The following is a 13,976-nucleotide window of genomic DNA, read 5'->3' on the forward strand; positions in this document are numbered from 1 at the left end:
GGGATTGGGTCCATTTACCATGAACACAAAAACGGAGAGGTATCCATGCAGCAATCATCCAAGTCCGATCAGCCACTGAACGTCGAAGGTTTTGAGCGATTCGCATCAGTCGCGGGCGGCCTTGTCCTTCTGGGCAAGGGTGTCCGTCGTGGCGGCCTGCTTGGCATCCTCCAGTTTGCTGCTGGTGCCATGGTGCTGGCGCGGGGTGCAAGTGGTCGATGTGAACTCAAGAAAACATTGGCGGAGCCTGTTGAGCATGAAGACCGCGTGCACATCGACATTGAACGTTACAGCCATATGCCAATGGACTCGGAGGTTCACAGCTCTGACTTCGAAGGCCAAGATGTAAGCATGCCAGACTCCACGCAAATGGGTAACGAGGCCCGGGCGGATCGGCAATCAGAAATCGGGTCCGGAAATCAGGGGAAGAGCAGCAGCTAAGCTTGCAAGTGAAGCTCTTTGGCTCCAATTTTCGGGCGGGCAACTCTTTATTTTTTCTTCTCCACTTTCCCTTGCAGTCCACGTGTTTTGGTTGGAGATGTGCTCAGGTTCCGACCATACAACCGAGTCAGCGGTGCGGCGCTGACTCCGTGGGATATCACCGATGCTAGTATCAGCGCGCTGGTGACATGCCAGTAAAGCGGATCGCCAGTTTGTTTCTCTGCCAGACTGGCGTAATAGATTGCGGCAATTCCGATAGGCCCAAACCAACCCAGAAAACTTGCATCAGGGCGGTTCCAATAGGGCCGCAAGAGAGGGAAGAGTAGCAACAGCACAGGCACACGACGCAGTATCAGAATCGCTGTGGCCAGGGCTAAAAGTGGCCAGCCAAGGGCTGCCCAGTCCCCGAATGGCAAAGCGATACCAAAGATAACGAACATGGGTAACGTAAACAGCTTTGCTACACCTTCCTGAATTTTTTCCTCTTCGTGTTCCTCTCTACGATCACTGCAAACGTTAAAGGTCAGTCCGGCAACAAAGACCGAAACGATGGCATCGGCTCCCAGCAATGTGACAGCGCCCAGCGTAAATATGGAGAAAGCCAGCGTATAACCCAGGAGCGAAGTGGTTTCGACCAATTCGTAGTGTTCGGCCAGCTTGAGAAGTTTGGCTGCCGCGAGCCCAATAAGCCAGCCTGCTATGGCGGCCAATACCACGCCCATCAGCAGCGACTCCATCCACCAGCTCGACCAGGCCTGATCCGATGTCTGGCCGAGCATGAGTACAGGCAGCATGACTAGCAGGTATGCAAGCCCGTCATTCGCTCCTGACTCCAATGACAAGCCGTCGCGCAGCCTCAGGGGCAGGTGTCTGTTGGCAAAGTTGCCGGAGACAATCGAACTGGCTACTACGGGATCAGTCGGCGTTATCACTGCTCCCAAAAGGAGTGCTGTCCATAACGGTAAACCAAGAATCCAGCCTGCCAGCGCCGATGACACCAGCCACATACCCAGCATGCCAAGAGTGATCATAACCATGACGGGGCGCAGCAATGCAGTCACGCTTGCGGGCTTGATTCTCAGTGCTACACCCATCAGACCTATAGCCAATGCCAGACGCGAGCTTTGCTCTAATATTGTGGAGTCTTTGCCCCAGCTTGCGAGGTCCAGCCAGGCGAGGCCGAACGGTCCTACCGCAACCCCAACGGCGGTTGCGAGCATAATTTCGGATAGGGGGTTACGGTGAACAAACGAAGATATCAGGGCAATCCCCACCACGGTGAGTCCCATGACGGTGAATACGATATCAAGTTGCTGCATATGGGGACATCTGGTGGCTAACCTATTAAATTCGAATAGATGCGATTGACCCCAGGATCAGGGTTTAACACTCCACCGTAAAGCCTGTGCAGACCCTGCGCAATAAACCCTGTTTTCATGGCCGCTCTGCACAGGCGTCGACGCGCTACACCTGCATGTGTTTGCCCAGCTTGTCGCGCAGGATCTCCGGAGTGTTGCCGGCAGCCTTGTCCAGGTCCGCCAGTTCCGCCGGAACGAACCAGTGCAGGGTCTCAGAGCTATACGCCTCCCAGACTGTGCGCGCGATTTCGATGGCTTCGATTACCCTGAAGGCGCCGGTGGGTGGCGCGCTTTCCAGCAGGTCGTCAGAGGGCATGCCCGTGCGGATCAGGCCGGGTAACACGTCGGCGCAGCGCACGTCGAAACGGCGAAACTCGTTCGAAAGCGCTTCGGTCAAACCTTTCACAGCGTGCTTGGTGGCGGCATATACGGCAATCAGTGGCATACCCATGGTGGCGGAGGACGACGAGGTAGTAAAACAGAGCGCATTCGGCGTGGCTTTGAGCAGAGGAAGCGCGGTGTAGATACCGTTGAGCACGCCCACAAGGTTTACCTGGATCATACGCAGCTGATCCTCAAGGGGCATTTCATCGAAAAAGCCACGCATGGCGATACCAGCATTGTTGAACAGGATATCCATGCGGCCGTCAGTGGCGTCAGAGAACGCAGTAACCGCGGCTTCGAACTGAACCTTGTCGCTTACATCGAGTTTATGTACCAGGCAATTGGCCGTGCCCAGCTCTGCCTGCAATGCATCAAGGCCTGCCTCATCGACATCCATTGCGCCGACAAACCAACCTTGCTGGGAGAAAAGCCGTGCCGTCTCACGGCCCATACCTGAAGCCGCTCCGGTGATAAAAATCGATTGCCTGCCTGCTGCCTGAGTCATGTTGTGCCTCGAATGCTGTGATAGAAGCTGCAGGCTAGCGCGTTGGAACCTGGTTGTCCGCCACTGTCACAAACGCTGATCAGATTACCGTGGTTGCGGTTATGACCAGTATTGGCAGGCCAGACAGCAAAATGCCGGACCCGTTTCCGGATCCGGCATTCAGAGGCTGATGCCTGTTACGTGTTACTTAGTAGTTGGAGCAGTTGCCACGATACTCGGAGATGTCGCGATCTGACTCGTGGTTCGGGCCGCACAGGAATTGTCTGTAGCGTTCGTCCTGATCCAGGTGGAGTTTCATCCAGGACACCCCGAATCGGCTCAGCACGTCGTTATTGACGCCGCCACCGTTGGCGCAGTAGTGGCTACCGCCATTGATCTCGACAAACGCCTTGGGCGTACTGTTCGGGATTTCATTATAGAAGGGTGATGCGTGTTGAAATACTGGCGCAATAACATCTGATTCACAGGCGAAGATCAGAGCTGGGGTGCGTACATCACGGAAGTTGGTGGTGTCCCATGGTGCCAGCCCTATGGCAGCATCAAGACGACCTTCTTCTGCTACACGCAGAGTGCCGCCGCCGCCCATCGACCAGCCAATCACACCCAGGCGCGATTCGTCGATCATGCCTCTGACGGGGCTGAAGCGCGAGCTGTTCTGATTGAGCAGGTAGTCCATAGCGTTATTGATCTGACGTGCACGGCTCGGTGGCTGATCGAAGCCAGTGTTGGTATCGATAGTCATTACTACGAAACCGTGGGAGGCGAGCTTGGGACCCCACCAGTCAATCGACGACTCAGCTGACACAAAACCAGGAATCACAACAATTGCGGCCATGGTGCCTGAGGTGCCTGTGGGGTAATGGATAGTGCCACCACCAAACCCGCTGGAAAAGCTGGACACGTTCCTGGTGCGGACCGAATAAGGACCACTGGATGCTTCAATAAACGAAACGCTTGGGTTCGGGCCGCGCTGGAAAGGGCTGGGCTCACCGGGCGTAGGGCCAGGGTTGGTCGGTGGTGGAGGGGTCGGATTCATCGCCATCGCGCTGGCGGAGAGCATTAACGCACCGGCGGCCAATAGCGACAGGGCGGACTGGGAGAAGGTTTTTGTCTTCATTGTGACTCCAGGTTTGCAAATTCTTATTAAGAGCTATGGAGCAGCGGCCTGCTTGGGGGGGCAGGACAACTGACCGGACATGTTTTAATCCTTGCCCGTCATGGTTGAAACCATTTGTGCTCTAAAATAAGAAATCGCCCACAGAAAGAGCCATTACACCTTTTTGGGCGATTGCGAGATATTTTCGAATAATGTCACTTAGTACGGTTGAGGTCAGGTTGAAACGACCGGCACTCCATGGATGTCGCCGTTCTGTTGGTGAGTACATATGCGATTTCGACCGGTATTTTTGGCCTGATAAAGCGCTTTGTCGGCCCGGTTGAGGGCAGACTCGATGCTTTCGTTGCGAACATCTATCGCGGCGACTCCCAGGCTGATGGTGCAATTGATTTCCCCGCCTTCAAAGGGGGTCTGGAGGTTTTCGATTGCTACGCGGATGCGCTCAGCACAGCCGGTTGCCTCCTCCAGAGCCGTTTCGGGCAACAACATGACAAACTCTTCGCCTCCGAAACGCGCAACGAGATCCTTGGAGCGACTGAATTTTTTCAGTGTCTGAGCCATGCTGACGATGACCAGATCACCAACTCCGTGACCATGGGTATCATTCACCCGCTTGAAGTGATCTATATCGATCACCATCACGGAAAGGGGCGTGTTGCTGCTTTTGGCCAATTCAAGCAGATAATCGGCCTCGGAGACAAAGAACCGGCGATTGTACAAGCGGGTAAGCGGATCCGTTGCTGCCTGTTTCTTGAGTTCGTCCTGAGAGGCTCGAATATCCTCCAGTATCTTTATCCGGTAGGAGATGATGAACGCCAGGGTCAGCGCCTCGAGCATTATGCCGATGCCTACACCATGGCTGCTGAGATAACTGGGTTCCACAAGTCCTTTGTAGAACAGCACCGCAAAACCGTTGAACACCACAAAGAAGGTGTGCCCCACCAGGAAGTACTTCACCAGCGGGTTACCCTTGCGATACAACGAAATACTCACCGAATAGGTTACTGCCATCATTATCGCAGCCAGCGTGCTCGCGGGTTTCAGCGCGGCGGAGATATCGAACATGCCCCAGACCAGCACACCGATCAGCACAGCCAGCAGTATCTGGAGAATCCGGTGTTCGGTGGGGTAGAACTTGCGTGTTTCGAAGACCGCCATCATGAACAGCATCAGAAAGATCGGCATGGTGATCAATGAGATATTCAGTTTGAACACCGCGGTGCCGTATACATCAAATACGCTCGCGATCAGACCGTAGGACAATGCAATCCAGACCAGTCCGGAAAGCAGATAAAACGAGTAAAAGATGTTCTCTTTCTTGCTTGAAGCGAAATACAACAGGCCGTTGTAGAAGCCCAGAGCAAGCATCATTCCAACCAGCAACGCAATGTCGGTATTGATACTGATCAACGCGCGCCTGGATGCCTCAAGATCAAGGACCTCGACGGCAAACCATTGGTGGGAAAAGGAATGGCTGCGTAAGTAAAGCGTTGCGACTTCCCCAGCCGAAAGGCTGATGGGATAAACCCCAATGCCACGGTACATCAGACCGTCTTCGTCAGCATGGTCCATATCCAGTTTCTGACTGTTTGTCAGCTGACCATTGCGTTCTTCAAAGAACCCGACTGATTTGACGTGATAGGCATGGGGCAGATGAACGTAGAGTTCCCGTTCCTGGGCTGACGTATTATCAAGAATGACCTTGAACCAGGTCACTCTGGCACTGGTACCCAAGGTGGTACGGTTACCGGTCTCGGTAAAAGATTCATTACGTACGTCGGTGTACGTCAGTGACTGGGCGTCATCAATCAAATAGCCCATGCGGAAGTCGGTGAGGCTGACGTCAGGCTGGTCAATTACGACGCGTGACTCCGCCAGGACGCCGGTTGCGTGGAGCAGAAACACCAGCAGGAGGAATAATTGTCTGTAATGTAGATCCATCTACGTGCCGCTAGAGTGTTGAAAGCTACTGCATGGTAACCAAGAAGCCGTCCAAGACCAAGCTCAATGGCTTGGTCTGAGACTATTTAGTCAGCATTTTGCGTAAAGGCCGGCGCGCGTTTTTCCTTGAACGCAGCTATGCCCTCCGCAGCTTCCGGAGCGCCAAGGGCCTTTGCCATGAGGGCTTTCTCTCGATCCAGTTGGCGCTCGAATGTTTCCCGGTCAGGGCCATCAAGTAGCTGCAGGATAGCGCTTTGCGATTCGCGTGCGACCTCAGCCATTTGTTTACCCAGCTCCAATGCAATTTCGAGAGCGGTACCCGGTTTCACGACACGATTTACCACGCCCGCCTGGGCAAAGCGTTCCACTGGCAATCGACCGCCGAGCAAGGCCATCTCCGCGGCCAACTGGTGTGGCAGTGATAGCGCGAGGAACGCCGAGCCTCCACCATCGGGCACCAGGCCAGCCTTGACGTAAGCCATTGATATATAGCTTCCCTGCGCGGCGACGATCATATCAGCGGCAAATGCCAGTGAGGCCCCAGCCCCAGCTGCCCCGCCCTCGATTGCCGCGATTACAGGTTTTGGGCAGAACTTGAGCTTGATGACCAGGTCATGCAGGCGCTGGATCAGCGCAGCCCGCTCCTCGACAGGCAAAGCGGCGCGGGTTTCAAGGGAGCGCAAGTCGCCACCTGAACAAAAGAACTCCCCCGCACCCCTAAGAACAAAGTTCGCAATCTGCGGATCAGCCAGCCCCTCGTCTATATATTTTTCCATCAGAATGTAGGTGGCTGTTTCCAGCGCGTTGCGTTTATCTGGCCGGTTAAGTGTCAAAACGCGGGTGGCGCCATATGTTTCGGCCAGAACGATGCCGTTGGAGCTTGGGGTGGTCATGGAAAATCCTTGTTAGAAAACATGGCCTTAATATACAAGCTCCCACCCCGCATGGCATCCGCCCCGGCACATGCCAACAGCAGGTCAGGCCGGTTGCAGATCAAGCCTTTGCCTTGAGAAGTTCGATAGCGTTCATGGGGTGGTCTCCGATCCATAAGTTATCTCTGTATCAAAAAAACACACAAAACTAATTTGAATCAGGGTTGTCACAGCTGAATACTGGAACCGATATTCCAAACACTCCAGCGGAGGATCTTATGGGCAGATTCAAGACGTTTGATGGGGTAGATATCTACTACCAGACATGGGGGCGCCAATCGGATCAGCCGCCGGTAGTGCTGCATCATGGCTACGTGGCCAACTCGCGGGTGAACTGGGTCATTCCCGGTATCGTCCGGCGTCTGACCCGGTCCGGAAGGTATGTGATCACCTTTGACGCCAGGGGGCATGGTCGGTCAGGTAAGCCCCATGATCCCAATGCATACGGTGAGTCGCTGATGGTCAAGGATCTGGCGTGTCTGCTGGATGAGCTGGGTCTGCATCAGGTCGATCTTGTTGGCTACTCAATGGGCGCGACGGTCGCGCTATTGGCCGCGACTCAGGAGTCGCGGATTCATCGGTTGGTTGCCGGTGGTGTGGGTGGCGATATCCTGCATCTCGATAGTCCGAGTCGTAACCAAGGGAAAAAAGCATTGGCTGGGGCCATGTTGGGCAGCCGCTGGGGTATTCGCAACCCCACACTGGCAGGCTTTCGACTATTGGCTGATATGGTACTGGCTGACCGCAAGGCAATGGCCGCGCAGGCCCTCGCGTTCCACTCAAAGCAGATCCCGCTGGAGCAGATTACCGCGCCGACGCTGATTGTCGCAGGTGACAAGGATCCTTTCGCCAAACAGCCGGGTAAGCTGCAAAAGGCGATAAATGGTGCGGAACTTAAGATTGTCTCTGGCGATCACAGCACTGTACTGATCAAGCCGAGTTTCCAGAACGCAATTGTGGATTTTATTAACTAGTTAACTAGGCGTGGTCAGGGTTTCGGTGATGTGGCGATTAAACCTACCGAAGTAATTAAAGGGCTCATACCGACTTTACACTGACCGAGGAATCATTTTGATTGGTAGCTACGATCTGACCACCGCGTTACTGGTTCTGGCCCTGTTTACCCTGGGCATAGCAGTGGTTACTACGCTACTTGATAAAAGCGTCAGCTCTGATCAGGAACTGCTTGGCGGTGCCATGAGGCGGTCCACCAAAGAGCTTACGCACCTGGCGCTGCATGACACCCTGACCAAATTGCCAAATCGCCTGCTGCTTGAAGATCGAATCGAGCAAAGCATCAACAAAAGCAGCCGCCTGAATGGGATGTTCACTCTGATGTTCCTCGATCTGGACGGATTCAAAGCAATCAATGATCGCTTTGGTCACCGTGTTGGGGATGAGCTCCTCAGGCAGGTCGGACAGCGTTTGACCAAGCGCCTGCGCACCTCCGATACAGTCGCACGGGTTGGGGGTGATGAGTTTGTGCTGCTTGCACAGGTGGATAGTGTTGATGACGCAGCGGGCATTGCTGAGTTGACCGCCAAGCTCATCAGGAGCCCCTTTCAGGTTTTCGAACACGCGTTGCATCTGACGACCAGCCTGGGTATCGCCATGTATCCAACTGACGGTTCTGATCAACAGACGTTGCTGACCAACGCTGATGCAGCGATGTATCACGCCAAGGTCAATGGCAAAAATGCATTCAGCTTTTTCGACTCCGCCATGAACGCTGAAGCAGTTGATCAACTGCATTTATTGCAGGACCTGCGGCGTGCGCTGCAGCAAGAGCAGTTCGAGCTGTATTATCAGCCTAAATTTGCTGGCAGGGGCGGGCACGTGGTGGGCGCCGAGGCGCTGCTGCGCTGGCATCACCCCGCCCGCGGACTGCTTGCGCCAAGCGTTTTTATCAGTCTGGCCGAACAGTCGGGCCTGATTGTCGAGATCGACAGATGGGTGCTGCAGCAAGCGTGTGAGCAGATGGGAATCTGGCGCTCCGAAGGCTATACCGACTGGTGCATCGCTGTGAATGTATCGGCGATGCAGCTTTCGCAGGTGGGGTTTGTCGATAGCGTAAAATCGGCTTTGGAAGACAATGCCCTGCCGGCGGGGAGCCTGATCATCGAAATAACCGAGATCATGGCCCTGCGTGAGCTCGGCGCCAACATCGACGTCCTGCATGCCCTTGCTGACTTGGGCGTGGATGTGTCTCTTGATGATTTTGGTTCTGGTCAGTCAAGCCTGTTGCATCTGAAAGACCTGCCGGTCAAAGAACTGAAGACGGCGCGCGGCTTCGTCAATGGACTGCAACATGGCCCACGTGACAGGGCGGTCATCTCGGCGCTGGTTCAATTTGGGCAGGCTCTGGGTTTGCGCATTGTGGCCGAGGGCATCGAAACACCAGAGCAGAGGTCGTTCCTGGCGTCGATGAATTGTGATGTGCTTCAGGGCTACCTGTTAGGACATCCACTTCCTGCGAAGGACTTTGTGGGCAAACTGGCCTGCGCTAAAACCGCCTGAATGCGAGTTCTTGGTCTTAGCCTTCGCCGCAAAATCCAGATCTTGCTGTTCGCAACAAATATCCCGGCAACCTACGCTTGCATTTCAGCTTCGCTAGCCGGACTAGTGAAGAGCAGGTAATAGCCATCCGCAGTACTGTATACGTCGGACAGTAATCCTCTATTGATGTTTTGGATAAACCGACAATTCATCTGCTGGTCATATATCCGCCATGGTCATGTCACGTTGGAAGCCTACCGTTTGCATTGAGATTCGTAATTCAGCGAATACTTGAATTGCAAAAGGTGATGCTATGGCATCTTCACCCAGAGAATCAGCAATGTTGTGGACCGAGGGGCTCGGGGTAACCTACCCCGGCGCCGTGCTGGCCCTGAAGCCCACGGCCATTGCCTTCGATCGGGGCCAGTTTACTGTGCTGCTCGGTCTGTCCGGGGCGGGCAAGTCCACGCTGCTGCGAGCCCTGAACCACTTGGTAACGCCGTCTGTCGGCCGTGTCATGTCGGCGGAGTTTGGCAATCTGAAATCCCCATCCAATTTACGTCAGCACCGACGCAAGACCGCCATGGTGTTTCAGCATCATCAGTTGATTGAGCGGCACACCGCCCTCGAGAACGCCATGATAGGGCGTCTGGCCTATCACCATACCTTGCGTAGTCTGTTCCCTCTGCCCAGGCGAGACCTGGAACTGGCCATGCATTGCCTCGAAAGGGTCGGGCTGGCGGACAAGGCACTGACGCGCGTCGATCAGCTTTCCGGCGGCCAGCAACAGCGCGTGGGCATAGCCCGTGCGTTAGCCCAGGAGCCCTCTCTGATCCTGGCAGATGAGCCCGTTGCCAGTCTGGACCCCGCGACGTCCGAGCGGGTGCTGACCCTGCTTCGAGATATCTGTCGTGAGGATGGAATTGCTGCCGTTGTTTCCCTCCATCAACTCGACTATGCCAAACATTTCGCCGACCGCATTGTCGGCCTGGCCAATGCTGAAATCGTGTTTGACGCCGCTCCTCAGGAGCTGACGGAAACCGAGATCTCCCGGATCTACCGCGACACCCCGCTGCACACCCATTCCGCTGCCGAGTCACAGAGCAAGACTTCGGAGCGGACCACGCCTGATCGCTTGACCACCACCAAACTGGAGATAGCCCAATGAAACGTCTGACCTCTCTGATGCTGGCCCTCGGCCTGATGCTTACCACCAGCTTCGCACTGGCTGCTGACAGTGATCCCGACACTCTGAAAATTGCGCTACTACCCGATGAGAATGCCTCCGAGCTGATCAAGCGTAACCAGCCCCTCAAGGATTATCTGGCCGATGCCCTCGGCAAGGATATCGAACTGATTGTGACCACCGATTACTCTTCGATGATCGAGGCCATGCGCTTTGGCCGGATCGATCTGGCCTATTTCGGCCCCTTGTCCTATGTCATGGCCAAGAGCAAGACTGACATAGAGCCTTTCGCCGCCATGCTGGTGGATGGCAAACCCACCTATCGGTCCATTCTGATAGCGAATGTCGAGTCGGGTGTAGAGTCCTATGCCGACATCCGCGGGAAGAAAATGGCCTATGGCGATCGCGCATCCACCTCAAGCCACCTGATCCCGAAAACCGTGCTGCTCGAGCAGGCCAACCTGACTGCTGGCGAGGACTATGAAGCACACTTTGTAGGTACCCACGATGCGGTAGCGGTAAACGTCGCCAACGGCAATGCAGATGCAGGCGGGCTGTCGGAAGTGATTTTCAAGCACGTGATGGATCGCGGCTTGATCGACCGTGACAAGGTACGCGTGCTTGGCTACAGCAACGAATTCCCGCAGTACCCCTGGGCCATGCGTTCCAACCTCGACCCGGAACTGAAGAAGAAGATCCAGGCGAGCTTTGTTGCCATCGACGACAAGGAAATTCTGAAAAACCTCAAGGCAGAAGGTTTCGTCGAGATAGATGATTCAGCCTACGACGTTATCCGGGATATGGGCGGTCTGCTCAACCTCGACTTCTCCAAGCTGTAAGGGATACCCCATGAAGATGCGCACAGGAGAGGCGGCTATCATGCCGCCGTTATCGCGTCAGGCGATGCTCGATCAATACAGTCACGCCTGGCGCCGCAAACTGTTTCAGACTCTGGGGTTGTTTGCGGTCATTCTGGTGGCCAGTTGGTACGTCAACCTACTGGATTTCCGAACGCTGGCTAACGGTATTCCGGCGATTGGCACTCTGATGGCGGAATCCTTCCCACCGGATTTTCGCAACATAATGGACTGGGTCTATCCGTTGCTCGATACCCTGGCCATGAGTATTGCGGGTACTGCCATTGCGGTTATAGCTTCTGTGCCGCTGGCGTTTCTCGCGGCCCGCAACACCTCTCCACACCCCGTGGTATATCACCTGACCCGCACCACCTTGAACGCCCTGCGCTCGGTCCCGGAGCTGATCATGGGGATCATCTTTGTGGCCGCAGTGGGCTTTGGCGCATTGCCTGGTGTGCTGGCCCTCGGGCTGCATTCCATAGGGATGGTAGGCAAGTTCTTCGCCGAAGCCATCGAGCATGTGGATGAAGCTCCGGTAGAGGCTGCCACCGCCGCTGGTGCGACGCGGCTGCAGGTGCTCTACCACGCAGTTTTCCCACAGGTGCTGCCGCAATTCGCTGACGTCGCCATTTACCGCTGGGAATACAACTTTCGTGCTTCCACTGTCATGGGCATGGTCGGCGCGGGTGGGATAGGTTTCGAGCTGATGGGCTCATTGCGCATCATGCAGTACCAGGAAGTCAGCGCGATTCTCATAGTTATTCTGGTCATGGTCACGCTGGTCGATGCGCTCAGCGGACGGCTGCGTAAACGTTTTAAATAAGGATTGATGATGAAACCAACTGTGGTCCTAACTCACCCCGTGCACGAGGAGGTGCTAGAGCTGCTGGCGCCTCACTGCGAACTGGTCACCAATCAGACATCACGCACGCTTGACGAAGCCGAGGTGCTTGAGCGGGTCTCAGGGGCTGATGCCATGATGGCCTTTATGCCCGATCGTGTAAGCGAAAACTTCCTTGCCCAATGTCCCAGACTTCGGGTCGTGGGAGCCGCGCTCAAGGGCTTCGACAATTTTGATGTCCAGGCTTGTACTCGTCATGGGGTGTGGCTGACCTTTGTTCCCGATCTCTTAACAGTTCCCACTGCGGAGCTTACTGTCGGGCTGACCATAGGTTTGATGCGTAACGTGCTCGAGGCTGATCACTTTGTTCGCTCTGGGGAATTTCAGGGCTGGCAGCCGCGCTTCTACGGTACTGGGATCGAGGGTTCGACCATCGGTATTCTTGGTATGGGCGCCATCGGCAGAGCGGTAGCCAAGCGGCTACAGGGATGGGGAGCCAAGGTCATCTATACCGAGCATATCCCCCTGCCGGCTTCAGAAGAGGCGGCTATGACACTGTCCAGAAGGTCCATGGCTGAGCTGCTTGGCGAATCCGACGTGGTGATTCTGGCTCTGGCTCTCAACGAACAGACACTGCATACCATTGATGCCGATGCGCTGAACTCCATGAGGCCCGGTGCCTTTCTTATCAATCCCTGCCGGGGCTCGGTGGTCAGTGAGCAAGCGGTGCTGGCTGCGTTGCAAGCAGGCCATCTGGCTGGCTACGCAGCGGATGTATTCGAAATGGAGGACTGGGCCCGCCAAGGCCGTCCCAGGAAGATTGATCCGGCCCTGCTGGACCACCCCCGCACCCTGTTTACGGCGCACATCGGCTCCGCTGTTCGCGGAGTGCGTAAAGCGATCGAGTTGCGTGCAGCACACAATATACTGGCGGCCTTGGCGGGTGAGACGCCGCCGGATGCGGCCAATGCCCCGGTGCCTGCTGACAACCAGGGGCGTGCTGCATGCTGAATCTGTTGTGGTTACAGAGTCTTCTGGCTGTGATCAGTCATCGGGGCTTCCAGACGGCGGCACAAGTGCTGGGTATTTCGCAGCCGTCGGTTTCCCAGCATATCCAGCGGCTGGAGGAGGAGTTGGGGGTTACCCTGATTACCCGGGGGCGGCGTGAATGTACACCCACGGCTGCTGCCAGGGCGCTACTGCCCTACGCTGAAAGTCTCCTGCGGCTGGAAGAGCAGGCCAGGGCGGCAGTAGTACGCAACACATTGCGGGTAGGTGCTAGCTCCAATATCGGTATCTACCTGTTACAACCGGTCCTGCGGTCATTTGAAAATAACAGCAACGCAAACGGCTACGAACTTCTCATCGATCATAATCCGAACATTTCGGAGAAACTGCGGCGTGGGGAAATCGATGTGGCAGTGATGGAGTGGAGTGAGCCTGGTCCAGGATTAGTGTCGGCACCCTGGCGGCGCGAGCCCCTGGTGTTGATTGTTCCCCCGGATCATCCCCTGGCAGGCGAGACGGCCATCAACCGTGAGCAGCTCTCTCAGCTTTCGCTGTTGGGCGGCGAACCAGGAACGGGTACCGGTCGTCTGTTGAATCGATTTTTCGAGGGGGGACCCATGCCGACCGTCTCCAGGCAGTTAGGTAGCACCGAAGCAGTCAAGCAGGCAGTAAAAGCCGGATTGGGGGTGTCGCTGGTCATGGCTTCGGCCGTGGAAGAAGAAGCTCGCGCCGGCAGTCTGCGGGCGATTCCGGTAGCCGGTACCGGGTTGCTCAAGGATCTTTTTGTCACCTGGCGTGGATCCAAGGACGCAACAAGCGCTCCACGGTTCGTAGACCACTTGCTGACACAGAGCGTCTGAGTCGGGTATCTGTCCACAAAAAGGGAGCCTGAGCTGGCGCTCAGACTCCC

The 13,976-nt window shown here is 55.7% G+C and carries 13 protein-coding genes; 8 read left to right on the forward strand and 5 right to left on the reverse strand.

Translation table 11 applies throughout. The features are described 5' to 3' along the window. Window positions 1-45 precede the first annotated feature (45 nt). Window positions 46-441 (forward strand): hypothetical protein, encoded by a 396-nt coding sequence (locus AAC076_RS01245; protein WP_339842533.1) that lies wholly within the window; start codon window positions 46-48, stop codon window positions 439-441. 47 nt (window positions 442-488) lie between these two features. Here the strand turns inward: AAC076_RS01245 and AAC076_RS01250 are convergent, their stop codons facing one another. The 5 genes from AAC076_RS01250 to AAC076_RS01270 form a co-directional block, all read right to left on the reverse strand. Beyond that, complete coding sequence (locus AAC076_RS01250; protein WP_339842534.1) at window positions 489-1,760, reverse strand: cation:proton antiporter; 1,272 nt, start codon at window positions 1,758-1,760, stop codon at window positions 489-491. Between the two features lie 145 nt (window positions 1,761-1,905). After that, the gene (locus AAC076_RS01255; RefSeq protein WP_339842535.1) at window positions 1,906-2,688 is read right to left on the reverse strand and encodes an SDR family oxidoreductase; all 783 of its coding nucleotides are present in this window, start codon (window positions 2,686-2,688) and stop codon (window positions 1,906-1,908) included. 187 nt (window positions 2,689-2,875) lie between these two features. After that, the gene (locus AAC076_RS01260) at window positions 2,876-3,805 is read right to left on the reverse strand and encodes a dienelactone hydrolase family protein (protein ID WP_339842536.1); all 930 of its coding nucleotides are present in this window, start codon (window positions 3,803-3,805) and stop codon (window positions 2,876-2,878) included. Between the two features lie 213 nt (window positions 3,806-4,018). Then, window positions 4,019-5,746 carry a diguanylate cyclase gene (locus tag AAC076_RS01265; protein WP_339842537.1) on the reverse strand — a complete coding sequence of 576 codons (1,728 nt, stop codon included), beginning with the start codon at window positions 5,744-5,746 and terminating at the stop codon, window positions 4,019-4,021. A gap of 86 nt (window positions 5,747-5,832) precedes the next feature. Then, the gene (locus AAC076_RS01270) at window positions 5,833-6,639 is read right to left on the reverse strand and encodes an enoyl-CoA hydratase-related protein (RefSeq protein WP_339842538.1); all 807 of its coding nucleotides are present in this window, start codon (window positions 6,637-6,639) and stop codon (window positions 5,833-5,835) included. Between the two features lie 257 nt (window positions 6,640-6,896). Here AAC076_RS01270 and AAC076_RS01275 point away from each other — a divergent pair, with 257 nt between their 5' ends. The 7 genes from AAC076_RS01275 to AAC076_RS01305 all read left to right on the forward strand — a co-directional run bounded on the left by AAC076_RS01275 (window position 6,897) and on the right by AAC076_RS01305 (window position 13,926). Further along, complete coding sequence (locus AAC076_RS01275) at window positions 6,897-7,652, forward strand: alpha/beta hydrolase (RefSeq protein WP_339842539.1); 756 nt, start codon at window positions 6,897-6,899, stop codon at window positions 7,650-7,652. A gap of 97 nt (window positions 7,653-7,749) precedes the next feature. Next, window positions 7,750-9,195, forward strand: coding sequence for an EAL domain-containing protein (locus AAC076_RS01280; RefSeq protein WP_339842540.1), 1,446 nt, complete (start codon window positions 7,750-7,752; stop codon window positions 9,193-9,195). Window positions 9,196-9,487: 292 nt separating this feature from the next. After that, a complete protein-coding gene (phnC, locus tag AAC076_RS01285; protein WP_339842541.1) occupies window positions 9,488-10,342 on the forward strand; it encodes a phosphonate ABC transporter ATP-binding protein in 855 nt (284 codons plus the stop codon). Continuing rightward, window positions 10,339-11,199, forward strand: coding sequence for a phosphate/phosphite/phosphonate ABC transporter substrate-binding protein (phnD, locus tag AAC076_RS01290; RefSeq protein ID WP_339842542.1), 861 nt, complete (start codon window positions 10,339-10,341; stop codon window positions 11,197-11,199). Before phnC ends, phnD begins: the two co-directional genes overlap by 4 nt. Before the next feature lie 40 nt (window positions 11,200-11,239). Further along, complete coding sequence (phnE, locus tag AAC076_RS01295; protein WP_339842645.1) at window positions 11,240-12,040, forward strand: phosphonate ABC transporter, permease protein PhnE; 801 nt, start codon at window positions 11,240-11,242, stop codon at window positions 12,038-12,040. Window positions 12,041-12,049: 9 nt separating this feature from the next. Further along, on the forward strand, window positions 12,050-13,069 hold the full coding sequence (locus tag AAC076_RS01300; RefSeq protein ID WP_339842543.1) for a phosphonate dehydrogenase: 1,020 nt from the start codon (window positions 12,050-12,052) through the stop codon (window positions 13,067-13,069). After that, window positions 13,063-13,926: a LysR family transcriptional regulator gene (locus tag AAC076_RS01305; RefSeq protein WP_339842544.1), complete on the forward strand. Its 864-nt coding sequence runs from the start codon at window positions 13,063-13,065 to the stop codon at window positions 13,924-13,926. The genes AAC076_RS01300 and AAC076_RS01305 overlap by 7 nt, the downstream gene beginning before the upstream one ends. The last annotated feature ends 50 nt before the right edge of the window (window positions 13,927-13,976 follow it).

The organism is uncultured Halopseudomonas sp. (genome assembly GCF_963977355.1).
Taxonomy (GTDB): Bacteria; Pseudomonadota; Gammaproteobacteria; order Pseudomonadales; family Pseudomonadaceae; genus Halopseudomonas.

Coding starts and splice junctions, on each gene's coding strand:
- AAC076_RS01245 (WP_339842533.1), top strand. CDS start 46: ATGCAGCAATCATCCAAGTCCGATCAGCCACTGAACGTCGAAGGTTTT.
- AAC076_RS01250 (WP_339842534.1), bottom strand. CDS start 1,760: ATGCAGCAACTTGATATCGTATTCACCGTCATGGGACTCACCGTGGTG.
- AAC076_RS01255 (WP_339842535.1), bottom strand. CDS start 2,688: ATGACTCAGGCAGCAGGCAGGCAATCGATTTTTATCACCGGAGCGGCT.
- AAC076_RS01260 (WP_339842536.1), bottom strand. CDS start 3,805: ATGAAGACAAAAACCTTCTCCCAGTCCGCCCTGTCGCTATTGGCCGCC.
- AAC076_RS01265 (WP_339842537.1), bottom strand. CDS start 5,746: ATGGATCTACATTACAGACAATTATTCCTCCTGCTGGTGTTTCTGCTC.
- AAC076_RS01270 (WP_339842538.1), bottom strand. CDS start 6,639: ATGACCACCCCAAGCTCCAACGGCATCGTTCTGGCCGAAACATATGGC.
- AAC076_RS01275 (WP_339842539.1), top strand. CDS start 6,897: ATGGGCAGATTCAAGACGTTTGATGGGGTAGATATCTACTACCAGACA.
- phnC (WP_339842541.1), top strand. CDS start 9,488: ATGGCATCTTCACCCAGAGAATCAGCAATGTTGTGGACCGAGGGGCTC.
- phnD (WP_339842542.1), top strand. CDS start 10,339: ATGAAACGTCTGACCTCTCTGATGCTGGCCCTCGGCCTGATGCTTACC.
- phnE (WP_339842645.1), top strand. CDS start 11,240: ATGCCGCCGTTATCGCGTCAGGCGATGCTCGATCAATACAGTCACGCC.
- AAC076_RS01300 (WP_339842543.1), top strand. CDS start 12,050: ATGAAACCAACTGTGGTCCTAACTCACCCCGTGCACGAGGAGGTGCTA.
- AAC076_RS01305 (WP_339842544.1), top strand. CDS start 13,063: ATGCTGAATCTGTTGTGGTTACAGAGTCTTCTGGCTGTGATCAGTCAT.